The 26,553-nt window shown below is 44.9% G+C and carries 18 protein-coding genes, 3 tRNA genes and 2 pseudogenes; 12 read left to right on the forward strand and 11 right to left on the reverse strand.

Annotation, left to right across the window (positions count from 1 at the left end; translation table 11 throughout):
* Window positions 1–154: 154 nt before the first annotated feature.
* From xylA to V7Q13_RS11710, 4 genes are all read right to left on the reverse strand, one after another.
* Window positions 155–1,483 carry a xylose isomerase gene (gene xylA / locus V7Q13_RS11695; protein ID WP_333800864.1) on the reverse strand — a complete coding sequence of 443 codons (1,329 nt, stop codon included), beginning with the start codon at window positions 1,481–1,483 and terminating at the stop codon, window positions 155–157.
* A gap of 118 nt (window positions 1,484–1,601) precedes the next feature.
* Window positions 1,602–3,200 carry an endo-1,4-beta-xylanase gene (locus tag V7Q13_RS11700; protein ID WP_333800865.1) on the reverse strand — a complete coding sequence of 533 codons (1,599 nt, stop codon included), beginning with the start codon at window positions 3,198–3,200 and terminating at the stop codon, window positions 1,602–1,604.
* A gap of 84 nt (window positions 3,201–3,284) precedes the next feature.
* Entirely contained in the window at window positions 3,285–5,096 is a 1,812-nt protein-coding gene (locus V7Q13_RS11705) for a RagB/SusD family nutrient uptake outer membrane protein (RefSeq protein WP_333800866.1), read from the reverse strand.
* A gap of 18 nt (window positions 5,097–5,114) precedes the next feature.
* Window positions 5,115–7,097 (reverse strand): SusC/RagA family TonB-linked outer membrane protein, encoded by a 1,983-nt coding sequence (locus V7Q13_RS11710; RefSeq protein WP_333800867.1) that lies wholly within the window; start codon window positions 7,095–7,097, stop codon window positions 5,115–5,117.
* Between the two features lie 26 nt (window positions 7,098–7,123).
* On the opposite strand from V7Q13_RS11710, the pseudogene V7Q13_RS11715 reads away from it, so the two are divergent.
* The 7 genes and pseudogenes from V7Q13_RS11715 to V7Q13_RS11745 all read left to right on the forward strand — a co-directional run.
* A pseudogene (locus tag V7Q13_RS11715) lies at window positions 7,124–7,938 on the forward strand (glycosyl hydrolase 115 family protein); the annotation flags it as partial.
* A gap of 441 nt (window positions 7,939–8,379) precedes the next feature.
* Window positions 8,380–9,012: a hypothetical protein gene (locus V7Q13_RS11720; RefSeq protein WP_333800978.1), complete on the forward strand. Its 633-nt coding sequence runs from the start codon at window positions 8,380–8,382 to the stop codon at window positions 9,010–9,012.
* A gap of 26 nt (window positions 9,013–9,038) precedes the next feature.
* The gene (locus tag V7Q13_RS11725; protein ID WP_333800868.1) at window positions 9,039–10,151 is read left to right on the forward strand and encodes an endo-1,4-beta-xylanase; all 1,113 of its coding nucleotides are present in this window, start codon (window positions 9,039–9,041) and stop codon (window positions 10,149–10,151) included.
* 33 nt (window positions 10,152–10,184) lie between these two features.
* The gene (locus tag V7Q13_RS11730) at window positions 10,185–11,654 is read left to right on the forward strand and encodes an MFS transporter (protein WP_333800869.1); all 1,470 of its coding nucleotides are present in this window, start codon (window positions 10,185–10,187) and stop codon (window positions 11,652–11,654) included.
* Window positions 11,655–11,677: 23 nt separating this feature from the next.
* Window positions 11,678–12,715: a glycoside hydrolase family 43 protein gene (locus tag V7Q13_RS11735; protein WP_333800870.1), complete on the forward strand. Its 1,038-nt coding sequence runs from the start codon at window positions 11,678–11,680 to the stop codon at window positions 12,713–12,715.
* Between the two features lie 257 nt (window positions 12,716–12,972).
* Window positions 12,973–14,646 (forward strand): sialate O-acetylesterase, encoded by a 1,674-nt coding sequence (locus V7Q13_RS11740; protein ID WP_333800871.1) that lies wholly within the window; start codon window positions 12,973–12,975, stop codon window positions 14,644–14,646.
* On the forward strand, window positions 14,643–15,440 hold the full coding sequence (locus tag V7Q13_RS11745) for a polysaccharide deacetylase family protein (protein WP_333800872.1): 798 nt from the start codon (window positions 14,643–14,645) through the stop codon (window positions 15,438–15,440). The genes V7Q13_RS11740 and V7Q13_RS11745 overlap by 4 nt, the downstream gene beginning before the upstream one ends.
* A gap of 89 nt (window positions 15,441–15,529) precedes the next feature.
* On the opposite strand, the gene V7Q13_RS11750 is transcribed toward V7Q13_RS11745, so the two are convergent.
* Window positions 15,530–15,613: transfer RNA gene (locus V7Q13_RS11750), tRNA-Leu, on the reverse strand.
* 69 nt (window positions 15,614–15,682) lie between these two features.
* Window positions 15,683–16,843 (reverse strand): sensor histidine kinase, encoded by a 1,161-nt coding sequence (locus tag V7Q13_RS11755; protein WP_333800873.1) that lies wholly within the window; start codon window positions 16,841–16,843, stop codon window positions 15,683–15,685.
* 124 nt (window positions 16,844–16,967) lie between these two features.
* Between V7Q13_RS11755 and V7Q13_RS11760 the strand changes: the two genes are divergently transcribed.
* From V7Q13_RS11760 to V7Q13_RS11770, 3 genes are all read left to right on the forward strand, one after another.
* Window positions 16,968–17,180 (forward strand): hypothetical protein, encoded by a 213-nt coding sequence (locus tag V7Q13_RS11760; RefSeq protein WP_333800874.1) that lies wholly within the window; start codon window positions 16,968–16,970, stop codon window positions 17,178–17,180.
* A 98-nt stretch (window positions 17,181–17,278) separates the two neighbouring features.
* Window positions 17,279–17,351, forward strand: a tRNA-Gly gene (locus V7Q13_RS11765).
* Between the two features lie 72 nt (window positions 17,352–17,423).
* Window positions 17,424–17,509 (forward strand) — tRNA-Leu (locus V7Q13_RS11770).
* 68 nt (window positions 17,510–17,577) lie between these two features.
* Here the strand turns inward: V7Q13_RS11770 and V7Q13_RS11775 are convergent.
* The 5 genes and pseudogenes from V7Q13_RS11775 to V7Q13_RS11795 all read right to left on the reverse strand — a co-directional run bounded on the left by V7Q13_RS11775 (window position 17,578) and on the right by V7Q13_RS11795 (window position 23,789).
* Window positions 17,578–18,144, reverse strand: coding sequence for a gluconate 2-dehydrogenase subunit 3 family protein (locus V7Q13_RS11775; protein WP_333800875.1), 567 nt, complete (start codon window positions 18,142–18,144; stop codon window positions 17,578–17,580).
* A 39-nt stretch (window positions 18,145–18,183) separates the two neighbouring features.
* Entirely contained in the window at window positions 18,184–19,860 is a 1,677-nt protein-coding gene (locus tag V7Q13_RS11780; protein ID WP_333800876.1) for a GMC family oxidoreductase, read from the reverse strand.
* A 36-nt stretch (window positions 19,861–19,896) separates the two neighbouring features.
* Window positions 19,897–21,576 (reverse strand): annotated as a pseudogene (locus tag V7Q13_RS11785) (GMC oxidoreductase).
* A 50-nt stretch (window positions 21,577–21,626) separates the two neighbouring features.
* Complete coding sequence (locus V7Q13_RS11790; protein ID WP_333800877.1) at window positions 21,627–22,499, reverse strand: hydroxypyruvate isomerase family protein; 873 nt, start codon at window positions 22,497–22,499, stop codon at window positions 21,627–21,629.
* Window positions 22,500–22,520: 21 nt separating this feature from the next.
* Window positions 22,521–23,789 carry an MFS transporter gene (locus V7Q13_RS11795; RefSeq protein ID WP_333800878.1) on the reverse strand — a complete coding sequence of 423 codons (1,269 nt, stop codon included), beginning with the start codon at window positions 23,787–23,789 and terminating at the stop codon, window positions 22,521–22,523.
* Between the two features lie 202 nt (window positions 23,790–23,991).
* Between V7Q13_RS11795 and V7Q13_RS11800 the strand changes: the two genes are divergently transcribed.
* Window positions 23,992–25,731, forward strand: coding sequence for a GMC family oxidoreductase (locus V7Q13_RS11800; RefSeq protein WP_333800879.1), 1,740 nt, complete (start codon window positions 23,992–23,994; stop codon window positions 25,729–25,731).
* A 146-nt stretch (window positions 25,732–25,877) separates the two neighbouring features.
* On the forward strand, window positions 25,878–26,543 hold the full coding sequence (locus V7Q13_RS11805) for a gluconate 2-dehydrogenase subunit 3 family protein (protein ID WP_333800880.1): 666 nt from the start codon (window positions 25,878–25,880) through the stop codon (window positions 26,541–26,543).
* Window positions 26,544–26,553 lie beyond the last annotated feature (10 nt).

Raw genomic sequence — 26,553 nt, forward strand, 5'->3', positions numbered from 1 at the left:
GCTGAGTGAGATTAATGCTGATAAAACCCAGAAGAGAACCGCCGCTTGTACTACTGTAAAAAAGTACCCGGAATATAAAATGAGGATACAGAAAATGAACTTACACTGTGTGTGAAAAAGAAACCGGAGCGTGGCCCCGGTTTCAGATGTATCATTAAATGGCCCTGTTGATAATCATTTCGTACAACTCTTGCTTGCCGCTGATGATGTTTGGCTCTCCGGCTTGGGCAGCAATGTTGCGCAAATCGTGCAGTGAGAGTTGGCCAGCTTCAAAAGCAGCGCCATTGCCACTGTCGAATGATGCATAACGCTCTGCACGAAGCTGCTTGTAGGCAGAAGAAGTCAATACTTTATCGGCAGTGAGCAGTGCTCTGGCAAATGTATCCATGCCGCCAATGTGGGCATAAAACAAATCGGCCACGTCGGTAGAATTGCGCCGGATTTTTGCATCGAAGTTGATGCCGCCACCTCCAAAGCCACCAGCTTCCAATATTACCAGCATGGCTTCTGTAAGCTCGTTGATGTTGTTGGGAAATTGATCGGTATCCCAACCGTTTTGATAATCGCCCCGGTTAGCATCAATGCTGCCGAGCATGCCGGCATCGGCAGCTACCTGCAATTCGTGTTGGAACGTGTGGCCGGCCAGTGTGGCGTGGTTTACTTCAATATTCAGTTTAAAATCGTTGAGCAAATCGTATTGGCGCAAAAAACCGATAACCGTTTCTGAATCGTAATCGTACTGATGTTTGCTGGGTTCGCAAGGCTTTGGTTCAATAAAAAATGTACCGGTAAAGCCATTGCTGCGGGCATAATCTTTTGCCATGTGCAGAAAGCGGGCCAGGTGTTCTTTTTCCCGTTTCATGTTGGTGTTCAGCAGGCTCATATAGCCTTCTCTGCCGCCCCAAAAAACATAGTTTTCACCACCCAAGGCAATGGTTGCATCAATGGCGGCTTTTACCTGAGCACCGGCATGTGCTACTACTGCAAAGTCGGGGTTGGTACTGGCACCATTCATGTATCGCTGGTGCGAAAAAAGGTTAGCAGTGCCCCACAGCAATTTTACGCCGGTGGCTTGTTGTTTTATTTGTGCATAATCTACCAGTGCATGCAGGCGGCGTTCGTTTTCTGCCACATCATTGCCAAAGTCTACCACATCTACATCGTGAAAGCAGTAGTAGGGCAGTTGGAGTTTGGTAATGAATTCGAATGCGGCATCCATTTTTCGCTTGGCTCTTTCTACTGGGTCGGCAATTTGCAGCCATGGAAAAAGATGGGTGGGGCCGCCAAACGGATCGCTGCCATCGCCGCAGAAAGAATGCCAGTAAGCACAGGCAAAACGAAGGTGATCCTTCATGGTTTTACCAGCAACCACACGGTTTTCATCGTAGTACTCAAAGGCTAGCGGATTATCGGTGCCAGGGCCTTCATACGCTATACTTGGTATGTGTTTAAAATAATCAGTAACGGTACTTAACACTTTCATTTGTTGTATCATTTATGCGTTTAAAATTCAGTAATGCATTTACCTTTATTGCAGCAAGTGAGAAGGAAAGGGCGAGGCGAAATCGCCCCTTCGGATATTACTGCTTGCTTGTGATTTTTTAGTTGCTGCGCATACCTTTCAGTAATCCGGCGTATGATGGTTTCCGCTGATAATTAGTGTCGTAAAACAGCGGGAACTCACGGCCATTGTTGTACAGCCAGCTCAGTCTATCGATAACGCCCCACAGCGTGATACCACCACGTTGTGCAGGTGGTACATACTTGTAGTACGTTTCTACTACAAAGCGGGCCATATCGGCCTGGTAAGCCATCAGCTGTGGTGTAGGTGCCGCAGCGGCACTATTCAGCATGGTTCTGATATCCAACTCTGTTATGCGGATTTTTAAACCGGTAGCGCCCAGTTTTTGAAACATGCTTTCAATGCCGGCTTTATTAGTGTTCCATGCTATGTGCATTTGGGTACCAATGCCATCCACTTTTGCACCCTTGGCCTTCAGTTCGCCTACAAATGTAATGAGTGAATCCAATTTACGGCTGCTGATTTCCAAATTAAAATCGTTGATGTATAACTCAGCGGCAGGGTCGGCAGCACGGGCATAGTTGAATGCTTTGAGTGCATAATCTCTACCCATGTAGTTGCTCCATACCAGCACATGCGAAGGCGTAATATCGGTGTTGGCATTGTTGCGGATTTCACCATTTTCTGTAAACAGTTCGTTGATGACATCCCATGCTATCACTTTGCCTTTGTAGCGGGTTACAATGGCTGTAATCCAGCGGTTGAGAGCCTCATCAAGTTTGTTGGCCACCTGCGCACCACTTGGTGCTGCTACCACTTCTTTTACACTTACATCATCTATCAGGTAAGTATTAGCAGCCTGGCCAAGATCGAATAAGAACGTAGTAGAACTTAATTGTGCAGTAATCGTCCAAGATACTTGCTGCCATGCAGTGCCAATGTTTTGATCGCCCTGGTACTGTGGGCTCGATGGCCCGGTACTGAGCCGGATAGAACCGCCAGCTGCTGTTGCCCGTACCCAGTAAGAGATAGTGTACTGCTTGCCTACTTCGGTAGGGAAGGCCGCACTGCTCACCTGCACCCGCCACTGGCTACCGGCATAGCCTATTGGGTTTACCACCTTCATGGCGCTGGTGCCGGTATGTATTTCCGATGCAATATTGGTTGCAGTTACAGTTGAGGTTCCTGTTGGGTTTCCGGTATTAAAAACACTCCATCCTGACAGGCCCGATTCGAAGCCTGGATTGGTGGCCAGCTCAACCGCTGCGGGTATGGTAATGCCTGCAAAGGATTTCAGGTAGCCGGCATTTTGCTGAGAGTGCCAGCCAAGCACATGGCCATACACATCCATACCTGTTACAGCATTCATCAAATTGTCGGCATTGGTAAAGTTGAACGTGCCATTGCTTTGAACGATGCTGCTGTGCTTCATGTCGTTTTCAAAAGTTACCCAGTTAAAATCCCGCTTTACAATGCTGGCATAGGCAGGATCTGAATTCATGGCATTGCTTACGGCAACACCAACCGGGTAAGATACTACTGACTTAAGTGCAGCACTTGTATCAGTAAAATTTCCGGTAGACAAAACACCGGTTTTAATGTCTTTGGTGCATGCTACCAGCAGTGCAGCAGCCAGTGTGGTACCGGCTATTGCTTTTATGGTTTTGTTGGTTTTCATATGCATGTATGCTGTTTGGAAAATGAATAAAAAGTAAGTGATGGTTGCCTGTTGATGGTACCAGCAGGCAACCATATGTCAGGCTTAGTATCCTGTATTTTGGAACTGTTGCGGATTGGGGTCAACGGTGTTGTTTAACTGGCTTTGCGGTATGGGCCGACGCACATGAAAATCTTTCACGTTAGGAGCTCCATCGCTATTATACAGGCGTACTCTTTCTACCAGTTTGTTGCGTACTGCCAGGTCGGGCCAACGGCTGCATTCGCCAGCCAACTCACGGGTACGTTCATCCAAAATAAAATCGAGTGTTACTTGAGAGGTGCTGGTGAGTTTGATGAGGTCGTAACGGGCCACACGCTGAGGCTCGGATAGTTCGGGGCGGTTTACTGCACGGCGCTTCAACACATTGATTAGATCCATAGCAGCAGAAGGGTTGCCGGAAGCTAGGGCAGCCTCTGCAGCCAGCAGATAGGTTTCGCTTAGTTTGGCCACAACAAAAGGACGTGTGCCTTGGTTATTGGCTTCAATTTTATCGGGGTCTTCGTACTTGCTGATGCTGGGGTACATGTTTCTGGTAAGCGTACCATCTATACTTCCACCTATAAAATAAAATTCACGTGGTGCAATCACCCGGTAAGGTTTCAGCCTTGGGCCAGATGGGGCTATGCCATTGAGCGAATCAGCAATACGGTTGGTAAACGCCATAATGAACGCAGTGTCAGTACCGGCGGTGAAGCCACCACCTGTTGTGGAAGCAATATATACCGTACGGAAAGAGCCTTCATAACGGCTGTCGTTTACTTTGTCGGCAAAAGCAACATTGTATAACCAAGGAGTAGGGCAGAAACGACGGATAGGGCGACCATACAGTACAGTGCGGGTAGAAACAGGTTGAGTAGCACTGGTGTTCAATGGAGCTCTTACATTGGTGTAATCACCACAAAAATCGTTGGCTGCATCCACTCCTTTGGTATTGCCACCAATGCCCGATGGGTTACTGATTTCATTGGCAATGAAGTTTCCGGGTATGCGTTCTATCGACCATAATATTTCGCTGTTGTAATCATTGCGAGGCCGGTGTACATCCGCATAAAATGTTTGCAAAGCGGTGCCGTATTTACCCAGGTTATTGATTACCTCCATTGCAGCTGCGTAGCCTTTGGCAAAATCATCGCCTTGCCGTGCAGAGCTGTAGGCACGGTGAATGTGTGCTTTGGCCAGCATGTGAAAAGCCACGGCTTTTGAAAAACGAAACGCACTTGCCGGTCTGCGGTCGGGTAGGTTTTTACTGGCAAAATCGAGGTCTTCAATCACCACTTCATAGTTCCGCTTTAGCAGTGCCACTGTATCCTTACGGTTAAAGCCCTGAAATGGTTGTTGGTTAAAACGCAGATCGCCGCTGCCCAAATCTACCGGCACAGCCCCAAAATATTGAATGAGGTTGAGGTAGTAAAAAGCCCGCAGAAATCTTATTTCAGCAGTAAAAGTAGTGCGGCGGTCGCTGGCAAGCGGTACGTCCGGAGCAAACTCCAGCAATCCATTGGCCAGGTTGATGCTGTTGAAACTTCGGTTCCATGGTGTAAGAATAGAGCCCACTGCAGGGTCGAGTGTGTAGCGGCCCATTACCAAAAAGTCTTGTGTACCACCGGCACCGTTACGAGGCTGTTCGGCAAAAGTAAATTCATCGGTACCTACTGTACCAAGGCCTACGGCGCCTTCGGGGCCAAATACAAAGCGCATTCCCGAGTACAGTGCATTTACACCGTTTTCAAATCCGCTGGGAGTTTTATAATAGTCTACGGAAAAAACTGTGAAGGGTTGCTCTTCCAATTTTTTATTGCACCCAAAAGCGGTAGCTATAAGTGCCAGTATTAGTAATGAATATGTCGATTTCATCTGATTAGTTTTTGGAGATTACAAACTGATGTTAGCACCCATGGTAAATGTGCGGCGGGGAGGTGTAGCCAGGCCCAGTGTAATGGTGCCGTTGTTGCCGGCTCGAATATTACCCGGATTGCCCACGCCCTGGTTGCCGGTACCTGTACCTTCTGGGTCTACGCCGGTTTGGCGGTAGAAGGGTGAATGCAAAATCGCCACATTGTCTACAGAAAAATACAGGCGAACACTCTGTGCGCCCAAGCGTTTCAGGGCTTGCTTGCCAAAGCTGTAACCAAGGTTGATGCTCCTCATTTTTACAAAAGAAGCATCGTAATAACCGAGGGTACTCCACGCATCGCTTACATTACTGATTTGGGTTTGAGGCATTGGAAACCAGTTAGTAGGGTTGGTTGGCGTCCAGTAATCTACCTTAATACTGTTTCTGCGACCGTCCAAAATAGTGAGGAATGCGCCGTTTGGCTGGTGAAGCTGACTGATAAGTGTACCACCAAAACGGGCAAAAATCACACTCGATAAATCGAAGCCTTTGTAGCCAAAGCGCAATGTGAGGCCGCCTTGCAAATCTGCATCCTGGTCGCCCAGAACGTACTTGTCGGCAATGGTAATGCGGCCATCGGGTTTGCCATCAGCGGCACCTGCACGGTCCAGCAATTTAAGTTGGCCGGGTTGGGCTCCAAATCGGGCAGCTTCAGTAGCTTCATTAGACTGCCAAATGCCCAGTTTGTTGTAGTCCCAAATGGCTGTCATGCTATGGCCTACAAAAAGCTGACTACCGGGCTGCTCTGTAATGCTGCCGTTGAGTCTCAGAAGCTTGTTATTATTTACAAACAAGTTGAGATCTGTAGAAAAAGTGAAGCCTGATTTAGATTTTACGTTGAGCGAAGAAAGGCTGAATTCAAAACCATTGTTTTCCATTTGACCAATATTGGTAAGGTAAGAACCTGCAACACCAGAAGTAACGGGCAGGTTGATGCCATACAGAATGTCGTTGGTTTTAGACCAGTATGCTTCAATTGAACCAGAAATACGATTGTTGAAAAATCCGTAGTCAACACCTACGTTGAACACATTGGTAAATTCCCAGCTCAGGTTGGGGTTGGGCAGGTTTATAATGTTGTAACCCGAAACGATAGTTGGGCCAAAATTATACCGGGTAATACCTGCGTTGCCGCCAATTCCGTTTGAGTTATTTACCAAGCCCAACGACTGATAGGGGTTGATAGCTTGGTTAGAGGTAGTACCATAGCTCAAACGAAGTTTTAGGTTATTGATATTACGGAATCGTTCCATGAAGCGTTCGTCAATAATGTTCCAGCCTACACTGCCTGCCCAATAGTTAAACCACTGGTTGCCCGCTGCAAGGCGTGATGAACCATCACGGCGATAAGTTAAAGTAACCAAATACTTATTGTTGAAAGCGTAATTCAAACGACCCATGTAGGAGATGAGTGCCCAACGATTTTCGCCACCACCCAATGCGGTGTTGTTGGAGTTGATAGGGGTAGACAATGCCAAATTGTAGAACTGCACAAAGTTATCAGCGATAGAATCTTTTTGTACAAAGTTGTCGAACGATTGATTCTCTTGAATACTGTACAAACCTGTGAAGTTAATTTTGTGTTTGTCTTTAATCAGCTTGTCGTAAGTCAGTAAGTTTTCGAGTGTATAGCCCCAAGTTTCGCCATTTTGTACAGAGGCAATATTGCCTTGTACAGCCCGGAAAAAGCTTGGTTTGCCGGGCAAATCTTCTGGCTGAAATTGCGCATTGTGCTGTTGTGCAAAACTCAAACCCAGATTAGCTCTGTACTTCAATCCTGTCAAAATTTCTACTTCTGCATACACACTATTGAAAGTGCGTAAACGACGAACCCTGTCTACCCATTCTGGGTTGTTTGTCTTAAGGTACAGTGGGCTGTAACGGCCACTAGCATTGATGTCATCAATATTTCCCCATGGCGTAGGTACAATATTGCCTAATGAATCGTACGGTGAAACCAAAATTTTATAGTCATGTATTTGAATTGATGTTGAGATTAAAGGCCAACTATCTATGGCCGACTATGTGGGGTAACGCTTTTTATGATGATGATAGCCTCAATATTAAAGCGGCTGATGAATATGGCATTGTTATAGGTACATCTCATCATGAACCATTGATGAGAGCTCATGATGAATGGCGGAGGTACGGCAAGGGAAAAAAATGGAATTATGATAGTACAGAAGCAGACTTGAAAGATTTTTGGCGAAAGGGGGTGCAACGTGCCTGGAATGAAAAAATAATAACCCTGGGCATGCGTGGTGATGGAGATGAACCCATGAGCTGTGAAACTGCAACTGCACTCTTGGAAAAAATTGTAGCCGATCAACGAGAAATTATTGCTGATGTAAGTGGAAAGCCGGCAATGCAAACACCTCAATTGTGGGCACTGTACAAAGAAGTGCAAGACTATTACGACCAAGGTATGCGGGTTCCCGATGATGTAACGTTGTTGTTATGCGATGATAATTGGGGAAACATTCGTCGCCTGCCTTCAACAAATGAAAAAAACGTGCAGGTGGTTATGGCATCTACTATCATTTCGATTATGTAGGTGGGCCTCGTAATTATAAATGGATAAATACAAATCACATTACCCGTATATGGGAGCAAATGCACCTTGCATGGGTGTACAATGCCCGCCAAATTTGGATTGTAAATGTCGGCGATATCAAACCCATGGAGTTCCCGATATCCTTTTTTTTGGATTATGCATGGAACCCCGATGCCATTGGTGCTGATGATTTACAGCAAAATACCTGCAATTGGAGTGCAGCACAATTTGGTAAATCGCAGGTTTTAGAAATTGGAGCACTTATAGACGGTTATACCAAAATGAACAGCCTTCGTAAGCCTGAGTTACTAGATGAAAATACTTTTTCTTTTCATTACAATGAATGGGAGCGAATGGTTTCCAACTATAGTAGTTTATTGAAGCAGGCAGAGCAGGTTCACTATTTAATAGCTCCTTCTTTAAGAGATGCATACTATCAGTTGGTGCTGCATCCTATAAAGGCTTCTGAAAACTTATATCAAATGTATTACGCAGTGGCCCGAAATAAGCAATTGGCAAAGTTGAATGATGTAAAAGCAAATGGCTATGCTACGGAAGCAAAACGTCGCTTTGAAAATGACTCATTGATTACTGAAGAATACCATCATCTTAAAAATGGAAAGTGGAAACACATGATGAGCCAAACACATATTGGTTACACCTATTGGCAACAACCACCTGTGAATAAAATGCCTTTTGTTGAAACAGTATTGGATGAATCGGTGTCTGTTTCTTTAGCAAAACCAAATGATGTCAACGTTCGAAAAGCAAGCGTACCAGCCGATGTAAGAGGAAGGGCCTTCTATGAGAAGGATGGTGTTGTATCAATTCAGGCAGACCATTTTTCCAGATCAGCCTCGCCGAAAGGTGTAAGCTGGAAAGTTCTTCCTAACCATGGCAGAGTGGGTAATGCAATAACTACCTTTCCGGTAGCACATGCTTCGTTTTCTATGGCACCGGCTCCAACAGTTGAGTATGAATTTTATACTTATGATACTGGTAACCTGTGCCTGAATACTTACCTCTCGCCTTCGCTTAATTATTGGCACTTGCCAGAAGGCCTGCAAATTGCAGTAAGCATAAACAATGAAGTTCCGCAGATAATCAGTATTAACAAAGATGACGCCGTTACAAAAACTTGGGAGAAATGGGTAGCCAATAACATTATAGTGAAGCAAACACAACACCTTGTAGAAAAAGCCGGAAAGCAAGTTGTGAAATTGAAAGTGCTTCACCCAGGTATTGTTGTGCAACAATTGGTGCTCGACTTCGGCGGACAGAAACCTTCTTTTCTTGGCCCACCAGAAACAATCAATAATTAAAAACTCACTACTAAAAATATCTTGCTATGAAAATGAGCTTCTGCAGAATCTTTTTTTTTGCACCTCTTTCAATTATTTTTCTTCAATGCAGTAGCAGCAAAAAAAGCACAAGTGACTCGCTTACTCTGAAGGATGCGTATAAGAATGAATTTAAGATTGGCGCTGCCTTGAATACAGCTCAGATAGAAGAACGAGATCCAAAGATGACAGCATTAATCAAGCAGCAGTTTAATGCACTTACGCCGGAAAATGTAATGAAAAGTGAAGTAATACACCCGGCATGGGATACCTATGACTTTACGGTAGCAGACAAGCTCGTGGCCTTTGCACATAAGAATAAAATGGAGTTAAACGGTCATACTTTGATATGGCATAGTCAGCTCTCACCCTTTGCCAGAAAAATAAATAGTGTTGATTCATTTCGCACATTCTTTACGAATTACATTGCAACTATTGCGTCCAGATACGATAAAAAAATATTTTCATGGGATGTAGTGAATGAAGCATTGAATGAAGATGGTACTATGCGGAAGTCTGTTTTTTTGGAGAAACTTGGCGAAGACTATGTGACGGAGGCATTCAGATTGGCCCAGCAAGCGGCACCCAATACTGAGTTGTATTATAATGATTATAACAATGAGCAACCGGCTAAACGCAATGGATGCATTCAGCTCATTAAAAAAATTCAGGCAGCAGGTGTTAGAATTGATGGTGTGGGCATTCAAGGACATTGGCATGTTGGAAAAGTGCCTTTGAAAGAAATTGAAGAAAGTATTGAGGCCTACGCTGCTTTAGGCGTGAAAGTGATGTTTACCGAATTAGATATCGAAGTATTGCCCCGCAATTTTCAAGGTGCCGATGTAAACCAGCGCATGGCGACAGATCCTTCTCTCAATCCGTATGCAAATGGAATACCAGCAAATGTGTTGGTACAGCAGGCAAAGGATTACGAGAATTTATTTCGATTGTTTTTAAAGCATAAAGACAAAGTAACCCGCGTTACGCTTTGGGGTGTAGATGATGGGCAAAGTTGGCTAAATGATTGGCCAGTGAGAGGACGCACAAACTATCCTTTGCTTTTTGATAGAACGCTTACACCCAAACCTGCATTTGAAGCAGTATTATCTCTTAAGCATTAAGTAGCACATTACTCCACCTTGTAAAAGCACCATATGACTGCTCAACCGCAAAAATTGTCCGTACTGGAAAAAATAGGCTATAGCCTTGGAGATTTGGCTGCCAACCTCATCTTTCAAACACTCATGGCATTTCTGGCTTTTTTCTATACTGATATTTATAAAATCCCTGCATCAAAAGCCAGTATCGTTATGTTGGTGGGAGGTATTGTGGGTGCTTTTTTCAATATCATCATGGGTGCCATTGCTGATAGAACGAGTACCCGTTGGGGTAAGTTTCGCCCGTGGGTATTGTGGACGGCAATTCCGTTTGGTATTATTTCTTTACTGGCATTTTCTACACCTGATTTTGATGAAAGTGGCAAAGTGGTTTATGCTTTAATTACCTATTTGTTGTTGGTGATAATTTATAGCGCCAACAATCTTCCATACTCTGCATTGAGTGGAGTGCTCACCGGAGATATGAAAGATCGCAACAGCTTATCTTCTTATCGCTTTGTAGCGGTAATGGTAGCACAGTTTATCATACAGGTTTTATTGCTGCCTATTGCATTATCAGTAGGCGATGGCGATAAAGCTGCTGGCTTTCAGAAAGTGATGTTGGTGTTTGCCATCACTGGTGTTTTTTGTTTTCTGATTACTTTTCTCACCACACGTGAAAGAATTGTGCCGCCGCAAGAACAGAAAACTCCACTTACACAAGACTTGAGTGATTTATTGCGTAACAAGCCTTGGTTAATAATGCTTGCATTAACCATACTCGTATTTATAACACTTGCACTTAAAGGTGGTATGAATATTTACTTCTTCCGGTATTACCTGTCGGAGGAGAGTCAGGTTAGTTTTTTGAACAACATGGGGTTTCAACAACTCATTCATTGGTTAGGTAATGTTTTCACCCCAACTGCATTTGAAGAGTTTCAAAAGCCGGGCAGTGCTCCGTTTGCTGCTGCCAGTCTTACGGGTGCAGCCAGTACTATTGCCATGATTATTGGCATTCTTTTTTCAAAGTCGTTGGCTGATAAGCTAGGAAAACGAAATGTGTACGGTATTTTTCTGGCGCTGTCTGCCATGTGCATTTTTGTCATTTATTTCTTTTCAAATACTGCTGTTGCAGCCGTTTTTGTGGCACAAACAGCGCATGGTTTTATTTACGGCATTACCATCCCTTTGCTATGGGCAATGATTGCAGATGTAGCAGATTACAGTGAGTGGAAAAATGGACGACGTGCAACAGCAATTATTTTTTCTGCTATGATATTCGGATTAAAAGTAGGTCTTAGTATTGGTGGCGCTATTTCCACTTGGTTGCTCGATATTTTCGGTTATGTAGCAGACGCTGAAGCGCAAACCAATGATGCAGTACATGGTATTAAGCTCATGGTAAGTGTAATACCTGCATTTATTTTTATTGTTGGTGCAGTTTTGTTGTTCGGATATGAAATTAACAAAGCCATGGAAGCTAAAATTGAAAGTGATTTGAAACTGAAAAGAGAAAAAGCCTGATTGTATTCAAGTAAATTTATTTTATGCCAGAAGCAACAATTGATCATATTGATTTTAACAAACTAAATGCTGAAGCAATTTCACAACCAGTCGTGGAGCATATTTTTACGGCCGATCCTTCCGCACATGTTTTTAATGGTAGAATTTATATCTATCCTTCGCATGATGTAGAAAACGATATTCCATTTGATGATTTGGGTAGTCATTTTGCGATGGAAGATTATCATGTGTTGTCCATGGATGATCCGCATGGCAAGGCTACCGATCATGGCGTGGCTTTGCACTTGAAAGATGTGCCGTGGGCTGACAAACAATTATGGGCACCTGACGCTAATGAAAAGGACGGTGTTTATTATCTTTTTTTTCCTGCAAAAGACAAAGAAGGTATATTCAGAATAGGTGTTGCAAGGAGTTCTGCGCCTGAAGGCCCATTTGTTGCTGAGCCCTGTCCAATTAAAGGGAGCTATTCAATTGACCCTGCAGTTTTTATTGATGATGATGGAAGTGCGTATATGTACTTTGGTGGTATTTGGGGTGGTCAGTTGCAGCGTTGGCAAACGGGTGTTTTTTTGTACGAAGTGGCGGGTCCTTTTGCATACTTGCCAAAAGATAATGAGCCAGCTTTATGTGGCAAAATTGCCCGGCTTGGTGATGATTTGTTATCATTTGCAGAGCAGCCGAAAGATGTTGTTATTCTTGATGAAAATGGTACACCCCTTTTGGCTGGCGATAATGAAAGGCGATTCTTTGAAGCTTCATGGATGCACAAATACAACGGCCACTACTATTTTTCTTATTCAACCGGTGATACACATTTGTTGTGTTACACTATTGGTGATAATCCCTACGGCCCGTTTACTTATGCCGGCCGTATTTTGGAACCAGTAGTTGGCTGGACTTCACATCATTCTATCGTTTCTTTCAATGGTAAGTGGTATTTGTTTTACCATGACAGTATTTTGAGTAAAGGGGTAACACATTTGCGTTGTGTAAAAGTGGCTGAACTACAGTATGATGAACTTGGCTTTATCAAAACGATTCATCCATACCATAAATCCTGAAAATGAAAAAACGATGGTTAATGTTCTTACTGTTTGGTTTTTTTATCTCAACAGTAAATGCTGCTATTAAACTGCCACGTTTAATTAGCAACAGTATGGTTTTGCAACGAGACGCACCACTCAATATTTGGGGTTGGGCCAATGCAGGAGAAGCTGTTGCTGTTACTTTCAACAATCGTACATTTCAAACTACTACTAGTGCGGCTGGCAAATGGGAAATAGTATTGCCTGCACAGCAAGCAGGTGGCCCTTTCAGTATGTATATTAAAGGGGAAAATGAAATTTTGATAAAGGATGTACTCGTAGGCGATGTGTGGTTGTGTATCGGTCAAAGCAATATGGAGCAAAGCATGAGCGGCCGGTTAAAATACCGGTATGCTCAAGAAATTGCACATGATAGCTTTCCTTTTATTCGCCATTTTTTAGTGCCGGATAACTATGCATTCGATAGGCCTTGGAATGATTTTCCAACGGGAAACTGGGTGAGTGCGACGCCTTCACACCTGCAGGAGTTTACTGCTGTCGGGTATTCTTTTGCAAAGTCTTTATATCAGCAGTATAATGTGCCTGTTGGCATCATCAATGCCGCAATGGGCGGTACACCTGCAGAAGCATGGATAAGTGAAAATGCACTACAATCTTTTCCAAATGCATGGAATGAGTTACAGCAATTTAAAAATGCTTCGTATGTATCAGGGTTAGAACAAAAGGAACAACTGGCTTTACGACAATGGAATGAAGCATTAACACAAGCAGATGAAGGTCTAAAGAATAATTGGCAACATGCTGCAATCAATCATGAATGGAACACGGTTATAGTGCCTGGCTATTGGCATGAAATTATGCCGGGTAAGTTGCCCGGAGTTGTTTGGTGTAAAAAAGAAATTGAAGTGCCTGCTTCAATGATGGCACAACCATCTAAGCTGGAGTTGGGAAGGATGATAGATGCTGACTCTGTTTTTGTCAATGGTTTATTTGTTGGAAACACCACCTATCAATATCCTGCAAGGCGGTATGAGCTTCCTGCAAATGTGCTAAGGATTGGTCGAAATGAAATAACCATAAGGGTGCATTGCAACGGCAAATTAGGGGGCTTTGTGCCTGATAAAGTGTATCAATTAACAACAGCTTATGACACCATAGAACTCAACGGAGAATGGAAATACAGGATTGGTGCTACAGCATCGCAGCCAGCACCTCCAGTTACTCAGGTTCGTTGGAAGCCCGGTGGTTTATACAATGCAATGATAGCACCCTTGCAGCGTTATGGCCTTAAGGGAGTGGTTTGGTATCAAGGAGAAAGTAACGCTTCTGCTTTTGAGCAATATGGTTTGCTGATGAAGGCACTTATTCATGATTGGAGAAATACATTCAATCACAACAGGCTTCCATTTTTAATTGTACAGTTACCAAATTTCATGGAGGCTGCCGATACTGTACAGCTTCGGAGTGAATGGGCTGGATTACGACAGCAGCAATTGAATTTGCGAAGCATTGCCCAAACTGCAATGGTTGTTACAATTGACTTAGGTGAATGGAATGATATACATCCGGAGAATAAAGCGGATGTAGGAATACGTTTAGCCTTACAGGCCAGAAAGAACTTTTATCAAGAAAAGCATTTAGTTGCAACAGGCCCATTAATACAAAAGGCAATTCGAAAAAAGAAAAACATCAGGTTGCAATTTGAGTCTACGGGTAGTGGTTTGTTGTTCAATGGAAATGATTCGCCTCATTTTTTTGTACAAAGCAAGTCGGGAACAATAACAAAGGCAACGGCTTCTATAGTGGGCAGAAAAGTTGTATTAACAGGTGTAGATGTGAACAATGCCCAAAAGGTTTTTTATGCCTACGCAGATAATCCAACTGGTGCAGTATTGTATAACAAGGAAGGATTGCCGGCTTCACCGTTTCAAATTGAATTGCAATGAATAAAATGATTGCATTTTTCAGCATTGTTTGTATAACAATCTTACAATTTCCAGCTGCTTTTGCACAAACTGCATGGAAGGGTAAACGTGCTGCTGTTGTGATTACCTATGATGATGCAATTGATCAACACCTCGATAATGCATTGCCGGTGTTGGATTCATTAGGGCTGAAGGCAACTTTTTATATAACTGCAGGGTCTGCCTGTGTTGCCAATCGACTGCAAGAGTGGAGGCGTGTTGCAAGCACGGGGCACGAACTGGGCAATCATGCATTATTTCATCCTTGTGTAGGCAACACCTCTGGTAGAGAATGGGTGCCCAAAGAATATGACCTTAGCCAGTATAGCATAAAAAGAATGCAGGACGAACTTCGAATGACCAATACTTTTTTGCATGCCATTGATGGGAAAAAGGAGCGAACCTTTGCTTTCACTTGTGGCGATATGAAAATTGGCGATTCACTTTTTTTACAAGGAATGCAGCAAGATTTTGTTGCAGCAAGGGCAGTACGGCATGCTATTCATCCTCTTCATGCAATAGATGTGTACAATATTGATTGCTACATGGTAAATAACCATTCGGCTACTTCAATGAAAGAATGGGTAGATGAAGCCATCGAAAAACAGGGTTTGCTGGTGATTTTATTTCATGGAGTTGGGGGTGGAAACAACTTAGATGTTTCGTTGCTTGCCCACAGGGAATTTCTCTCGTACCTAAAGCAACAAGAAAAGCAGTTGTGGGTAGCGCCGCTCATAGAGGTAGCAGCATTTATCAAAAAACAAAATGAGCAGTAATACAACTAATAAAACAACCTGAAATATGTACGGATAGTCTTAATCACCTAAAAGAAAAAAGTCCGTACAAGTAGTACAGACTTTTTATGTGCCCAAGACTGGATTCGAACCAGCACGCCCTTGCGGGCACCACCACCTCAAAGTGGCTTGTCTACCAATTTCAACACCTGGGCAATTCGGGCTGCAAATATCAGTGTAGCCGCAATATCATCCAAAATGATTTTGCAGAATTTTTTCCGGCATCATTCAGCGAGTCCTTTGGGTAGCACCATCCGAAAAGTGGTGCCAACGCCCGGCTCCGATTGTTTTACGTGCAAATTACCTTTGTGGTATTGGTCTACTATGCGTTTGCTGAGCGTAAGGCCAAGTCCCCAGCCACGCTTTTTGGTAGTAAAACCCGGGGCAAATACACGGGACAGGTTAGCCGCACTAATGCCTTTTCCACTATCCGTTACATCAACTATTACTTGCTGCGGTTGCTCTTGTATGTGTACCCGTATGGAGCCTGTACCATCCATGGCATCGAGGGCATTTTTCAGCAGGTTTTCCATCACCCAATTGATAAGGGTAGGAGATGCCTGCACTAAAATTTCTTTTGATGGACTAATGAATTCAAACTGCACTTTACCCGGGGCCCTGCGTTTCATGTAGCTCACCATTTCTTCCAGCAAAGCCACCAGGTTGGTGGTTTCAAGTTTGGGTTGAGAGCCAATTTTACTGAAACGGTCACTCACCAGTTTCAACCGTTCTACATCTTTTTCCAACTCCTGTACCACTTCAGGGTTTACTTCCGATTCTTTCAGCATTTCTACCCAACCCCGCAAGCTCGTAATAGGCGTGCCCATCTGATGCGCCGTTTCTTTAGCCATGCCGGCCCACAATTGGTTTTGCGTACTGCGGCTGTGCGTATTGAGCAACACCACCAATAAAATGATGAATAATGCCACCACCAATAACTGTACCAGTGGATAGTACTGCACTTCATTTAACAAAGCTGTATTGCCGAAGTATACTTTATAAACCACTTGCGGGGTATCGCTTATTTCCCAATCAATGGGTAAGTGTTCGGCTTTTAGCTTGGCCAACTGCTGTTTCAGGTAGCCGGGGTTGCGCTGCAGTTGAATGGAATCGAGATTTCGATGATCTACAATATTGCCGTTCTCATCTGTTGCAATCAGCGGCATGTCTTCATTGTTGATGATCACCATGTTGGCTAATGCAATGGAACCCGGTGCATCGCTTTGCTGCATGGTTCGGTTAGCCTGCACCCATTCTTCTACCCGTTGCCGTTCTTCCAGCAATATTTTATTGGCCAGGTAGCGGGTGTAAAAAACAGTAACGCCCACAATAACCATGGCTACCACAAAAAAGAAAATGCGCCAATTGAGTAACCGGTTAATCATGGGCCTAAGATAATTGTAAATGCAGGTGGCACAGGGCTGGAAAATATTTACTGTGCATAAGTGAATATCCTTGTTCGAATTTCACAATCACCCCCTTATTTTTGCAACCGAAATCGAATCAACTATGGCGCATCACCAAGAGCATCAGGCTTCAAGCGATAAGGAATTTGGTACCAACTGGGTAAAGTCTTCCCGCTTTTTGTTTTACCTGCAAGTAGCAACTTTGCTGGCTTTTGTAGCTGGTTGCAGCGGTTATATGTATTCTACAAGTTATAAGGGAAAGCCACGTGTAGAAATTCCTGAAAGCACCCAGTACACGCCAAAGTATAAGTCGTAAAAAAAAATTTGGCAGAAATAGTCAGACTCCTATTTTTGCACTCCCAAAAACAACGGGACAGTTCTTAAAAAGCACCTCACGAAAGTGAAATGCAATATGCGGAAGTAGCTCAGCTGGTAGAGCATCACCTTGCCAAGGTGAGGGTCGCGGGTTCGAATCTCGTCTTCCGCTCTTTTTTTTCACCTCGCAACTGCGGGGTGTTTTTTTTAGCGTACAATTGTACTTCTAAAAAACAAACACCACGCCCTGGTGGTGGAACTGGTAGACACGCAGGACTTAAAATCCTGTTCGCCGAAAAGCGAGTACGGGTTCGATTCCCGTCTGGGGCACAAACGTAAAAGCCTTCCATTGTGGAAGGCTTTTTTCGTTTTATACTTATGCTTTATCTGCAGCATGACTATGCCCAGGCTCTGTCTCCTTTTTTGTAGTCTACACAGCCTTCATATTTGCCGGGCACTGCTATGTAGCGCAATGCTTGGGTTGCACCAGGTTTGCTGGTGAAAAAGCCGAGAAGGGTCAGTTCTTTCATCATCCGGAAATAATGCGAAGGCGCATCTTTTTCTTTTTTCTCCTGATAGTCTTTCTGCTCTTTATCCAATGCAGTGAGCAGTGTTGTACGTTGTTCAGGTGTAATTTTCAGGAAGCCATTTTTAAATTCAGCTTCACTTCGTTTTTCAATATCAGCCAGCCCTTTCACAAATACATCTTGTTGTGCTTTGGTGTAGCAATCTTTCACCATTACTGCCATAAATGCACCTACAGCGGCTTCTTTGGCGCCCGGTGTATTTGTTTTGGGTAAAATGGTTTCTGCTACTTCATCGAGGTATTTGATCTGCTCATCTGAGAGCAGGGCTCCATCAGTACTTGTGGTTTCAGTTTTGCAGCCTTGCAAAAACAAACTACCACCTACAATGGTACCACCGAGCAGCAGGGCTACATTTTGAAGGGCTTGTCTTCTGTCCATATAAAAATTGTTTATTGTTTTGTAGAGATGAATGTTAAATCAGAGGTTTCCTTTTTTTAATTCTTCAAAGGCATATTTGGCAGCTCTTGCAGTAAGAGCCATGTAAGTGAGTGATGGATTTTGGCAGGCACTCGATGTCATAGCTGCGCCATCCGTTACAAATACATTTTTACAGTCCCACACCTGGTTCCATTCGTTGAGCACACTTGTTTTGGCATCGCGGCCCATGCGGGCTGTACCCATTTCATGTATGCCGTGCCCCATAGCATGACCGTTGTTCCAACCATGTACATTTTTCACTCCGGCTGCTTCCAGCATGGCCTTGGCCTCTGCTACCATGTCTTTGCGCATGTCCAGCTCATTTTGTTGTACTTCTGCATCCATGGCCAGTACGGGTAAGCCCCATTTATCCTTCTTTTCTTTATGCAGATAAATGCGGTTGCGGTGGTCGGGCAAAATTTCTCCAAAGCCTGTCATGCCTATGTTCCAGCCACCCGGCTCCAACAATGCCTCTTTAAAGCCGGCTCCTATGTTGAGCTCCGCTATTTCGCGGCTCCAACCACTGCGGCTGGTGGCACCCTGATAGCCAAAGCCACGCAGATATTTGCGTGTATCGCTGTTAAGGTTGGTGAAACGGGGAATGTAAAAACCATTGGCTCGTCGGCCATAGTAATATTTGTCTTCGAAGCCTTCTACTGAGCCGCTGGCGCCAAGGTTGTAATGATGATCCATTACGTTGTGGCCCAGTTCGCCGCTGCTGCTGCCAAGGCCACCGGGCCATACATCAGTAGCTGAGTTAAACAATACCCAAGTACTGTTTAGTGCCGAAGCACACAGAAATACCAGCTTCGATTTGAACTCAACTGTTTGATTGGTTTCAGCATCCATTACCTCTACACCCGTTGCTTTTTGGGTGTCTTTATTGTACAGCACTTTGGTTACAATAGACCAAGGCCGCACCGTAAGATTGCCCGTTTTTACAGCAGCAGGAAGGGTAGAAGATTGGGTGGAGAAATAGCCACCGAATGGGCAGCCTTCCCAGCAACGGTTTCTAAACTGGCATTGTGTACGGCCTTGTATTGGTGCAGTTAAGTTGGCGGTTCTGCCAATGATTAAGTGGCGGTTGCCTTTGTAAAAATCCTTCAATCTTGAAGCCACGTCTTTCTCTACACAGTTCAGCTCCATGGGAGGTAAAAACTGGCCATCTGGCAAATGCGGCAGGCCTTCTTTGCTACCGCTAATGCCGGCAAATGTTTCTACATAATCGTACCAGGGGGCAAGGTCTTTGTAACGAATGGGCCAGTCGATGGCAATGCCATCTTTGGCGTTGGCTTCAAAGTCTACATCGCTGAGGCGATAACTCTGCCGCCCCCACAAAATCGAACGACCGCCCATTTGGTATGACCGCCACCAGGTAAATGGTTTGTCCTCAACATACGGGCAATCTTTTTCATTGGCCCACATATCCATCACTGCTTCCGAAGCAGCCCAGCCTCGATGTAAAACAGGGTAGCCTTCGCGTTGCTCTTGCGTAGTGCGGCCGCGGTGTTCAAAATCCCATGGGTCTTTATTTGCTGTTTTGTAATCTTCTACATGCTTAAAATCGCGGCCTCTCTCCAGCAACAATACTTTCAGCCCTTTTTCGCAGAGCTCTTTAGCCGCCCAGCCTCCGCTGATGCCGCTTCCTACTACTATGGCGTCGTATTGTTCTGGCATAAATGCAAATGAGTGATGAGTATAGAACTTGAATATTTACAGGTTGCCTTTTTTTAGTTCGTTTACAGCAAAGTCAGCAGCACGGGCTGTGAGTGCCATGTATGTGAGTGATGGGTTTACACAACCTGCGCTGGTCATACATGCACCATCCGTTACAAACACGTTCTTGGCATCCCATACCTGGTTGTTGCCATTGAGCACACTTGTTTTGGGGTCGCGGCCCATGCGGGCTGTACCCATTTCATGTATGCCCATGCCAAAGCCATAATCACCATTGTAGCCTTTTACGTCTTTTACGCCAGCGGCTTCCAACATTTCTACGGCATCATTTTTCATGTCTTCCCGCATTTTCAATTCGTTTTCTTTCAGCTCAACGTCGAATGCCAATACAGGTAAGCCCCATTTGTCTTTCACATTTTTATCGAGGAAAATGCGGTTTTCGTGGTATGGCAAAATTTCTCCGAAGCCACCAATACCCATGCTCCAGTTGCCGGGTTCGCAGAGTGCATCTTTAAAGGCGGCACCAATGTTGAGTTCGGCCACCTCGCGGCTCCAGCCACTGCGGCTGGCGCCGCCCTGGTAGCCAAAGCCACGCAGGTAAGCACGTTTGTCACCATTTACGTTTTGATATCGGGGAACATAAATGCCATTCGGCCTTTTACCAAAATAATATTTATCCTCGTAGCCTTCTACCCGGCCACCGGCGCCAGCACGTAGGTGATGATCCATTACATTGTGACCAAGTTCTCCACTACTACTGCCAAGGCCGCCCTGCCAAATGTCAGTTGCAGAATTCATGAGTATCCAGGTACTGTTAAATGCTGATGCACACACAAAAACAACTTTTGCATAGTACTCATAAGTTTTGTTGGTTTCAGCATCCAGTACTTCTACACCTTTTGCTTTCTGCGTGTCTTTGTCGTACAAAATGCGGGTAACAATACTGTACGGACGAAGGGTGAGATTGCCCGTTGCCATGGCTGCTGGCAGGGTAGCACTTTGGGTGCTGAAGTAAGCACCAAACGGACAACCCAGCCAGCATTTGTTGCGATACTGGCAATTGGTGCGATTATTATGTGGCGCCGTGAGGTTAGCACTACGGCCCATGATAAATGCCCGTTGGCCTTTGTAGTGGTCTTTAATTCTTGCAGCAACGTCTTTTTCTACACAGTTCATTTCCATGGCGGGCAGGTAGTCGCCATCGGGCAGGGTGTGAAAGCCATCGCGGTTGCCATTAATGCCGGCAAACTTTTCGGCATAGCTGTACCATGGAGCAATGTCTTTGTACCGAATGGGCCAATCAACACCATGGCCATCTTTGGCATTGGCTTCAAAATCTAAATCGCCCAGGCGATAGCTCTGGCGGCCCTAGGTAAGAGAACGGCCTCCAACATGATACCCCCGAAACCAATCGAAACGTTTGATTTCTACATAAGGGCAATCTTTTTCGTTAGCCCAAAAATCGAGGTTCATTTCGTTGAGCGGGTAATCACGTTTTAGCACAGGGTAGTTGTCTACCATTTCCTGTGTACGACCACCGCGGTGCGGAAACTCCCACGGATCTTTATTGGTGTTTACATAATCTTTCACGTGTTCCACATTGCGGCCACGCTCCAACATAATCACTTTTAATCCTTTTTCGGTGAGTTCTTTGGCTGCCCAGCCGCCGCTGATTCCGCTGCCCACTACAATTGCATCGTAGGTATTTTCTGCCATGTCCGTTTTACTGTTTATGGTTTCTGGATGAGTTTTTCTGATGGATGAGTTTACACGTCGCAACGCCGGATGGCGTCTTTCAGCGAAGCAATTTTATCTGTAGCTACAGGAATGAACTCCTGTGCTACATAGCCTTTGTAACCCGTTTTTACAATGGCTTGCATAATGGCAGGATAGTTCAGTTCCTGTGTATCGTCAATTTCATGACGGCCCGGTACGCCTGCAGTATGATAATGACCGAAGTAGGGATGGAAGTCCTGAATGGTACGAATGACATCGCCTTCATTGATTTGCATGTGGTAGATATCGTACAACAGCTTTATGTTTTCGCTGCCAATACGTTTGCACATGTCTACACCCCAGGCGCTTTTGTCGGCCATGTAGTCTTTGTGGTTGATTTTACTGTTGAACAATTCCAACTGCAACACCACGCCTTTCTTTTCGGCAAGGCCCACAATTTTCTTAAGGCCTTCTACTGTGTTTTGCAAGCCTGTTTCATCATCCATGCCACGGCGGTTGCCGGTAAAGAAGATGAGGTTTTTGTAACCGGCTTTCGACACCAGTTCAATATGTTCGGTGTAGCTCTGAATAAGCTTGGCGTGATTGTCTTTATTGTTCCAACCATCTACCAGATTGATTTCGGCACCATTGCACATGCTGCTGTCGAGGCCGTGCTTTTTGAGGATGTGCCAATCTTTAGGGCCAATCAAATCAATGGCTTTAATACCGATTTCTTTGGCTAGTAGGCACAACTCTTCCAGCGATAAAAAATCATATGTCCAGCGGCACACACTGTGGTTGATATTGCCTTTGAGTGGTTGGTCTTCCATGGCTTTGGCCAATGCTTGCTTCGAAGCGCCGAGCAGGCCAATACCTGCCGTGCCGGCAACAATGTTTTTAATAACAGATCTGCGACTGCTCATGATACAAGATGTTGAAAAAGCTTAAGAAAGTGAAGGCTTGCTTTTGCCCCGCATATAAATAAACAAGCCTGCAAAAGCAATGACCAGTGCTACTGGAATCATCAAAGTAAGGTTGATGATTTCAGGGCCGGCGGCGGTTTTTGCAGCTACCAATGCATTGGCCATTTCACTGCCTGCAGGGGCGGCGGTATAATCGGCGAGGGAACTGCCAGCAGGTAGTTTTTGCAACAACAGGCTGTCGTATTTGCTGCCCATTACCATGGTATACATAGATACAGCAAACATGCCGGCGCCACCCATGAGGTTAAGGCCAACAGCTCCTGTTTTGGGTAAATATTCTGCTACAAAACCAAGCATGGTGGGCCAGAAATAGCAAACACCCATACCAAATACCAAAGCGCCAGCATATACCATGTTACCCGCACTGTGGCCCAGCAAATACAGGCCTGCTGTGGCAAGAATGGCAGATATGAGCAACACGCCTGTGGGTGATAATTTGTGTACTACAGGTTCGGCCAAGCCGCGGCCCACTACCATTACACCCGAGGTGATGGTGAGAATCAGTAATGCATTGTCCGTTACGTTTTTCAACAGCACTTCAATCCACTGGCCGGTAAAGAGTTCGGTGATGGCTGTGCCAAGCATGCATACCATCATGAACAAAAACAACGGATTGAGCAAGGCCTTATACATATCGGCAGTGCTTACGCCACTGGCTACTCTTTCAGTAACAGGGAACTGCAGTTTTGAAAACAGGAAACCATATAATAATGTCGGAATAATCATGAGGCCTACCTGTATGTGCCAACCAATACCCGCTTTGCTAAGGAAGAATACAATGAGGGTGCCAATGACAATGCCACCAGGAAACCAGAGGTGAAAGTGGTTGAGCTTGGTGGTTTTATTATCGGGGTAAATGGCTGCTACCAGCGGGTTACAGGCTGCTTCTACTGTGCCGTTGGCAATGCCAATTAGCAACGTAGAAATGAAGAGACTCCAAAATCCGCCGGCAAAAATGGTTAGCAAAATACCTGCGAGATGAAACACAAAAGCTGCTACCAGCAATTTCTTCATGCCAATAATATCTACTACAAAACCACCCACAATTACTGCCAGCGGAAAGCCCCAAAAGGCAGTGGCGGCAATAGTGGAAAGTTCAGATGCATTGAGTTGAAACTCGGTACCAAGTTGACCTAAAATACCGGCCCGAATGCCAAAGGATAAAGACGTAACAAGTAATGCTAAACAACTGGCAACAAAAAGTTGCTGTTTTTGAATGGTGGTAGGCATAATGAATCGTTGCGATGAGATGGAATCGTGAAGTGCTAAAAATAGGGATTATTGAAAACCATCTGTTATGAGCTTTCCACAGTTTTTTCTGCAAACCTTTTCGGTCCTTCTTTTCTGCCAGCCGCGATAATTAATTTTTTTCGTTAACAATCGGCATTACCCTAAATACCTATTTTAGTTCGACGATTAATAAACAGAAGCCATGGGAGAATTACAGATTAAGAAATCTGCAAAAGAATATGATGTAGTGATTGTAGGCTCAGGTGCAGGTGGCGGCATGGCTGCTTATGTGCTGGCCAATGCCGGATTGAAAGTGTGTTTGCTCGAAGCCGGCCCTGATTACGATCCTGCAAAAAATGTAACACAACTCAAGAACCCATGGGAGAGTCCACGCCGTGGTGCCAGTACCAAGTTTCGTCCATTCGGCGATTTTGATGCCAGCTACTGGGGTTGGGAAATAGATGGAGAACCCTACACAAAAGCCAACGGCACCAGCTGGGACTGGTGGCGGGCCCGCATGGTGGGTGGCCGTACCAATCACTGGGGGCGCATTTCGCTGCGTTTTGGCCCAAGAGATTTTAAACGAAAAAGCATTGATGGCTTGGGCGATGATTGGCCAATAGGCTACGAAGACGTGAAACCTTTTTACGACAGGATTGATAAACTACTCGGCATTTTTGGTACCAACGAAGGTTTGGAAAATGACCCGGATGGTATTTTTCTTCCACCACCGAAACCCCGCCTGCACGAATTGATGCTGAAGAAAGCTGCAGGTAGTGCAGGCGTGCCGGTTATTCCATCTCGTTTGTCTATCCTCACCAAAAAAGTCAATGACAAGCGTGGTGCCTGTTTTTATTGTGCTCAGTGCAACCGTGGTTGTACCGTGCATGGAGATTTCTCTTCTTCTTCTGTATTAGTGAAGCCTGCAGTTGAAACAGGCAATGTAGACATGGTGGTAAATGCCATGGCCCGTGAAGTACTTACTAATAAAGAAGGATTGGCTACGGGCATTAGTTATGTAGACAAAGAAACCTTGCAAGAATATCAGGTGAATGGCCGTGTGGTGATACTCGCCGCCAGTGCCTGCGAAAGTTCTCGGTTGCTGCTCAACTCTAAAAGCGATCGTCACCCGAATGGCTTGGCCAACAGCAGCGGTGTAGTAGGTCGCTATTTGCACGATAGTACTGGTGCTGCCATGGGTGGTGTGTTGCCCTCATTGTTTGATCGCAAACGCTACAATGAAGATGGTGTAGGTGGCATGCATGTGTACAGTCCTTGGTGGGGCGACAACAAGAAGCTTGATTTTCCACGTGGTTATCACATTGAATACTGGGGCGGCATGCAGCAACCCGCATACGGTTTTGGCTTTGGCATCGAAGGCATGAACGGAAAATTTGCTGTGAAAGGTGTACAGAAAGAAGCCGGTGGTTATGGCAAAAGTCTGAAAGAAGATTTCCGCTTTTTCTATGGTGCAGGCGTAGGCATGGCTGGCCGTGGGGAAGCCATTCCACGCTACGACAACTACTGTGAGATAGATAACAGCGTGGTAGATAAATATGGTATTCCCGTATTGAAGTTTAATGTGAAATGGAGTGAGCATGAAATAAAGCAAGCCAAGCACATGAAGGAAACCTTTAAGGAAATCATGCACAACATGGGTGCTGTGATTACTTGGGGAGCCGATGACGATGAAAGCAATAATTGGGGTTTGGAAACGCCGGGTAAAATCATTCACGAAGCTGGCACGGCCCGCATGGGTGCAGATGCCAAGAGCTCTGCGCTGAACAAATGGAACCAGGCACACGATTGTAAAAATCTGTTTGTGGTAGATGGTGCCGCCTTTACCTCACAAGCCGATAAAAACATTACGTGGACTATTCTTGCCCTGAGCATGCGGGCCAGCGAATACATTATTGATGAAATGAAAAAGCAAAACCTGTAAGCAATTGGCTAATGTGCTAAAGGAATACAGGAATTGATTTGATGCATTTGCAAACTTGGAAAACAAGTAAACGAACATCAAGAACGCAAACGCTCAACAACAAACGAAAATCAGACATCAGCCATCCAACATCTAACATCAACATCATGGATAGAAGAAAATCACTCAAAGCATTGGCCATTGGTTCGCTGAGCACCGCCGTGCTGATTGATGCCTGCAAGCCTGCTGATAGAAAAGCAGCGGATAATGCCACTGCCGTAGGCACATTTACCTACGACAGAATGAAGGAAGAAAAGGCACACGATGAACAGCTCATGAAGGAAAAGTTTTTTACCGATCATGAGTTGAAAACCATCACGGTGCTGGCCGATATAATTATACCTGCCGATGAAGTAAGCGGCAGTGCATCGCAAGCCGGTGTACCTGCGTTTATTGAGTTTATTGTAAAAGACATGCCGCAGCATCAAACGCCCATGCGGGGTGGATTGCGCTGGCTCGATTTGCATTGCCTCAAGACCTATGAAAAACCATTTGTGGAATGCAGCAGCTCACAACAAATTGAAGTGGTGGATGCCATAGCGTATCCAAACAAAGCCAAACCTGCCATGGCACAAGGGGTAGCATTTTTTAACCTGATGCGTAATCTCACAGCTACAGGTTTTTACACTTCTGAAATAGGTGTAAAAGACATTGGCTATGTGGGCAATCAACCCAACCAATGGAATGGCGTACCCGACGATGTGTTGAAACAATACGGATTGGCATACACAGAAAAGGAACTCAAAGAGTGCATCAGTTTTACCACAACATAACAACGATTGT

The organism is Phnomibacter sp. (assembly GCF_036803085.1).
Classification (GTDB): Bacteria; Bacteroidota; Bacteroidia; order Chitinophagales; family Chitinophagaceae; genus Phnomibacter.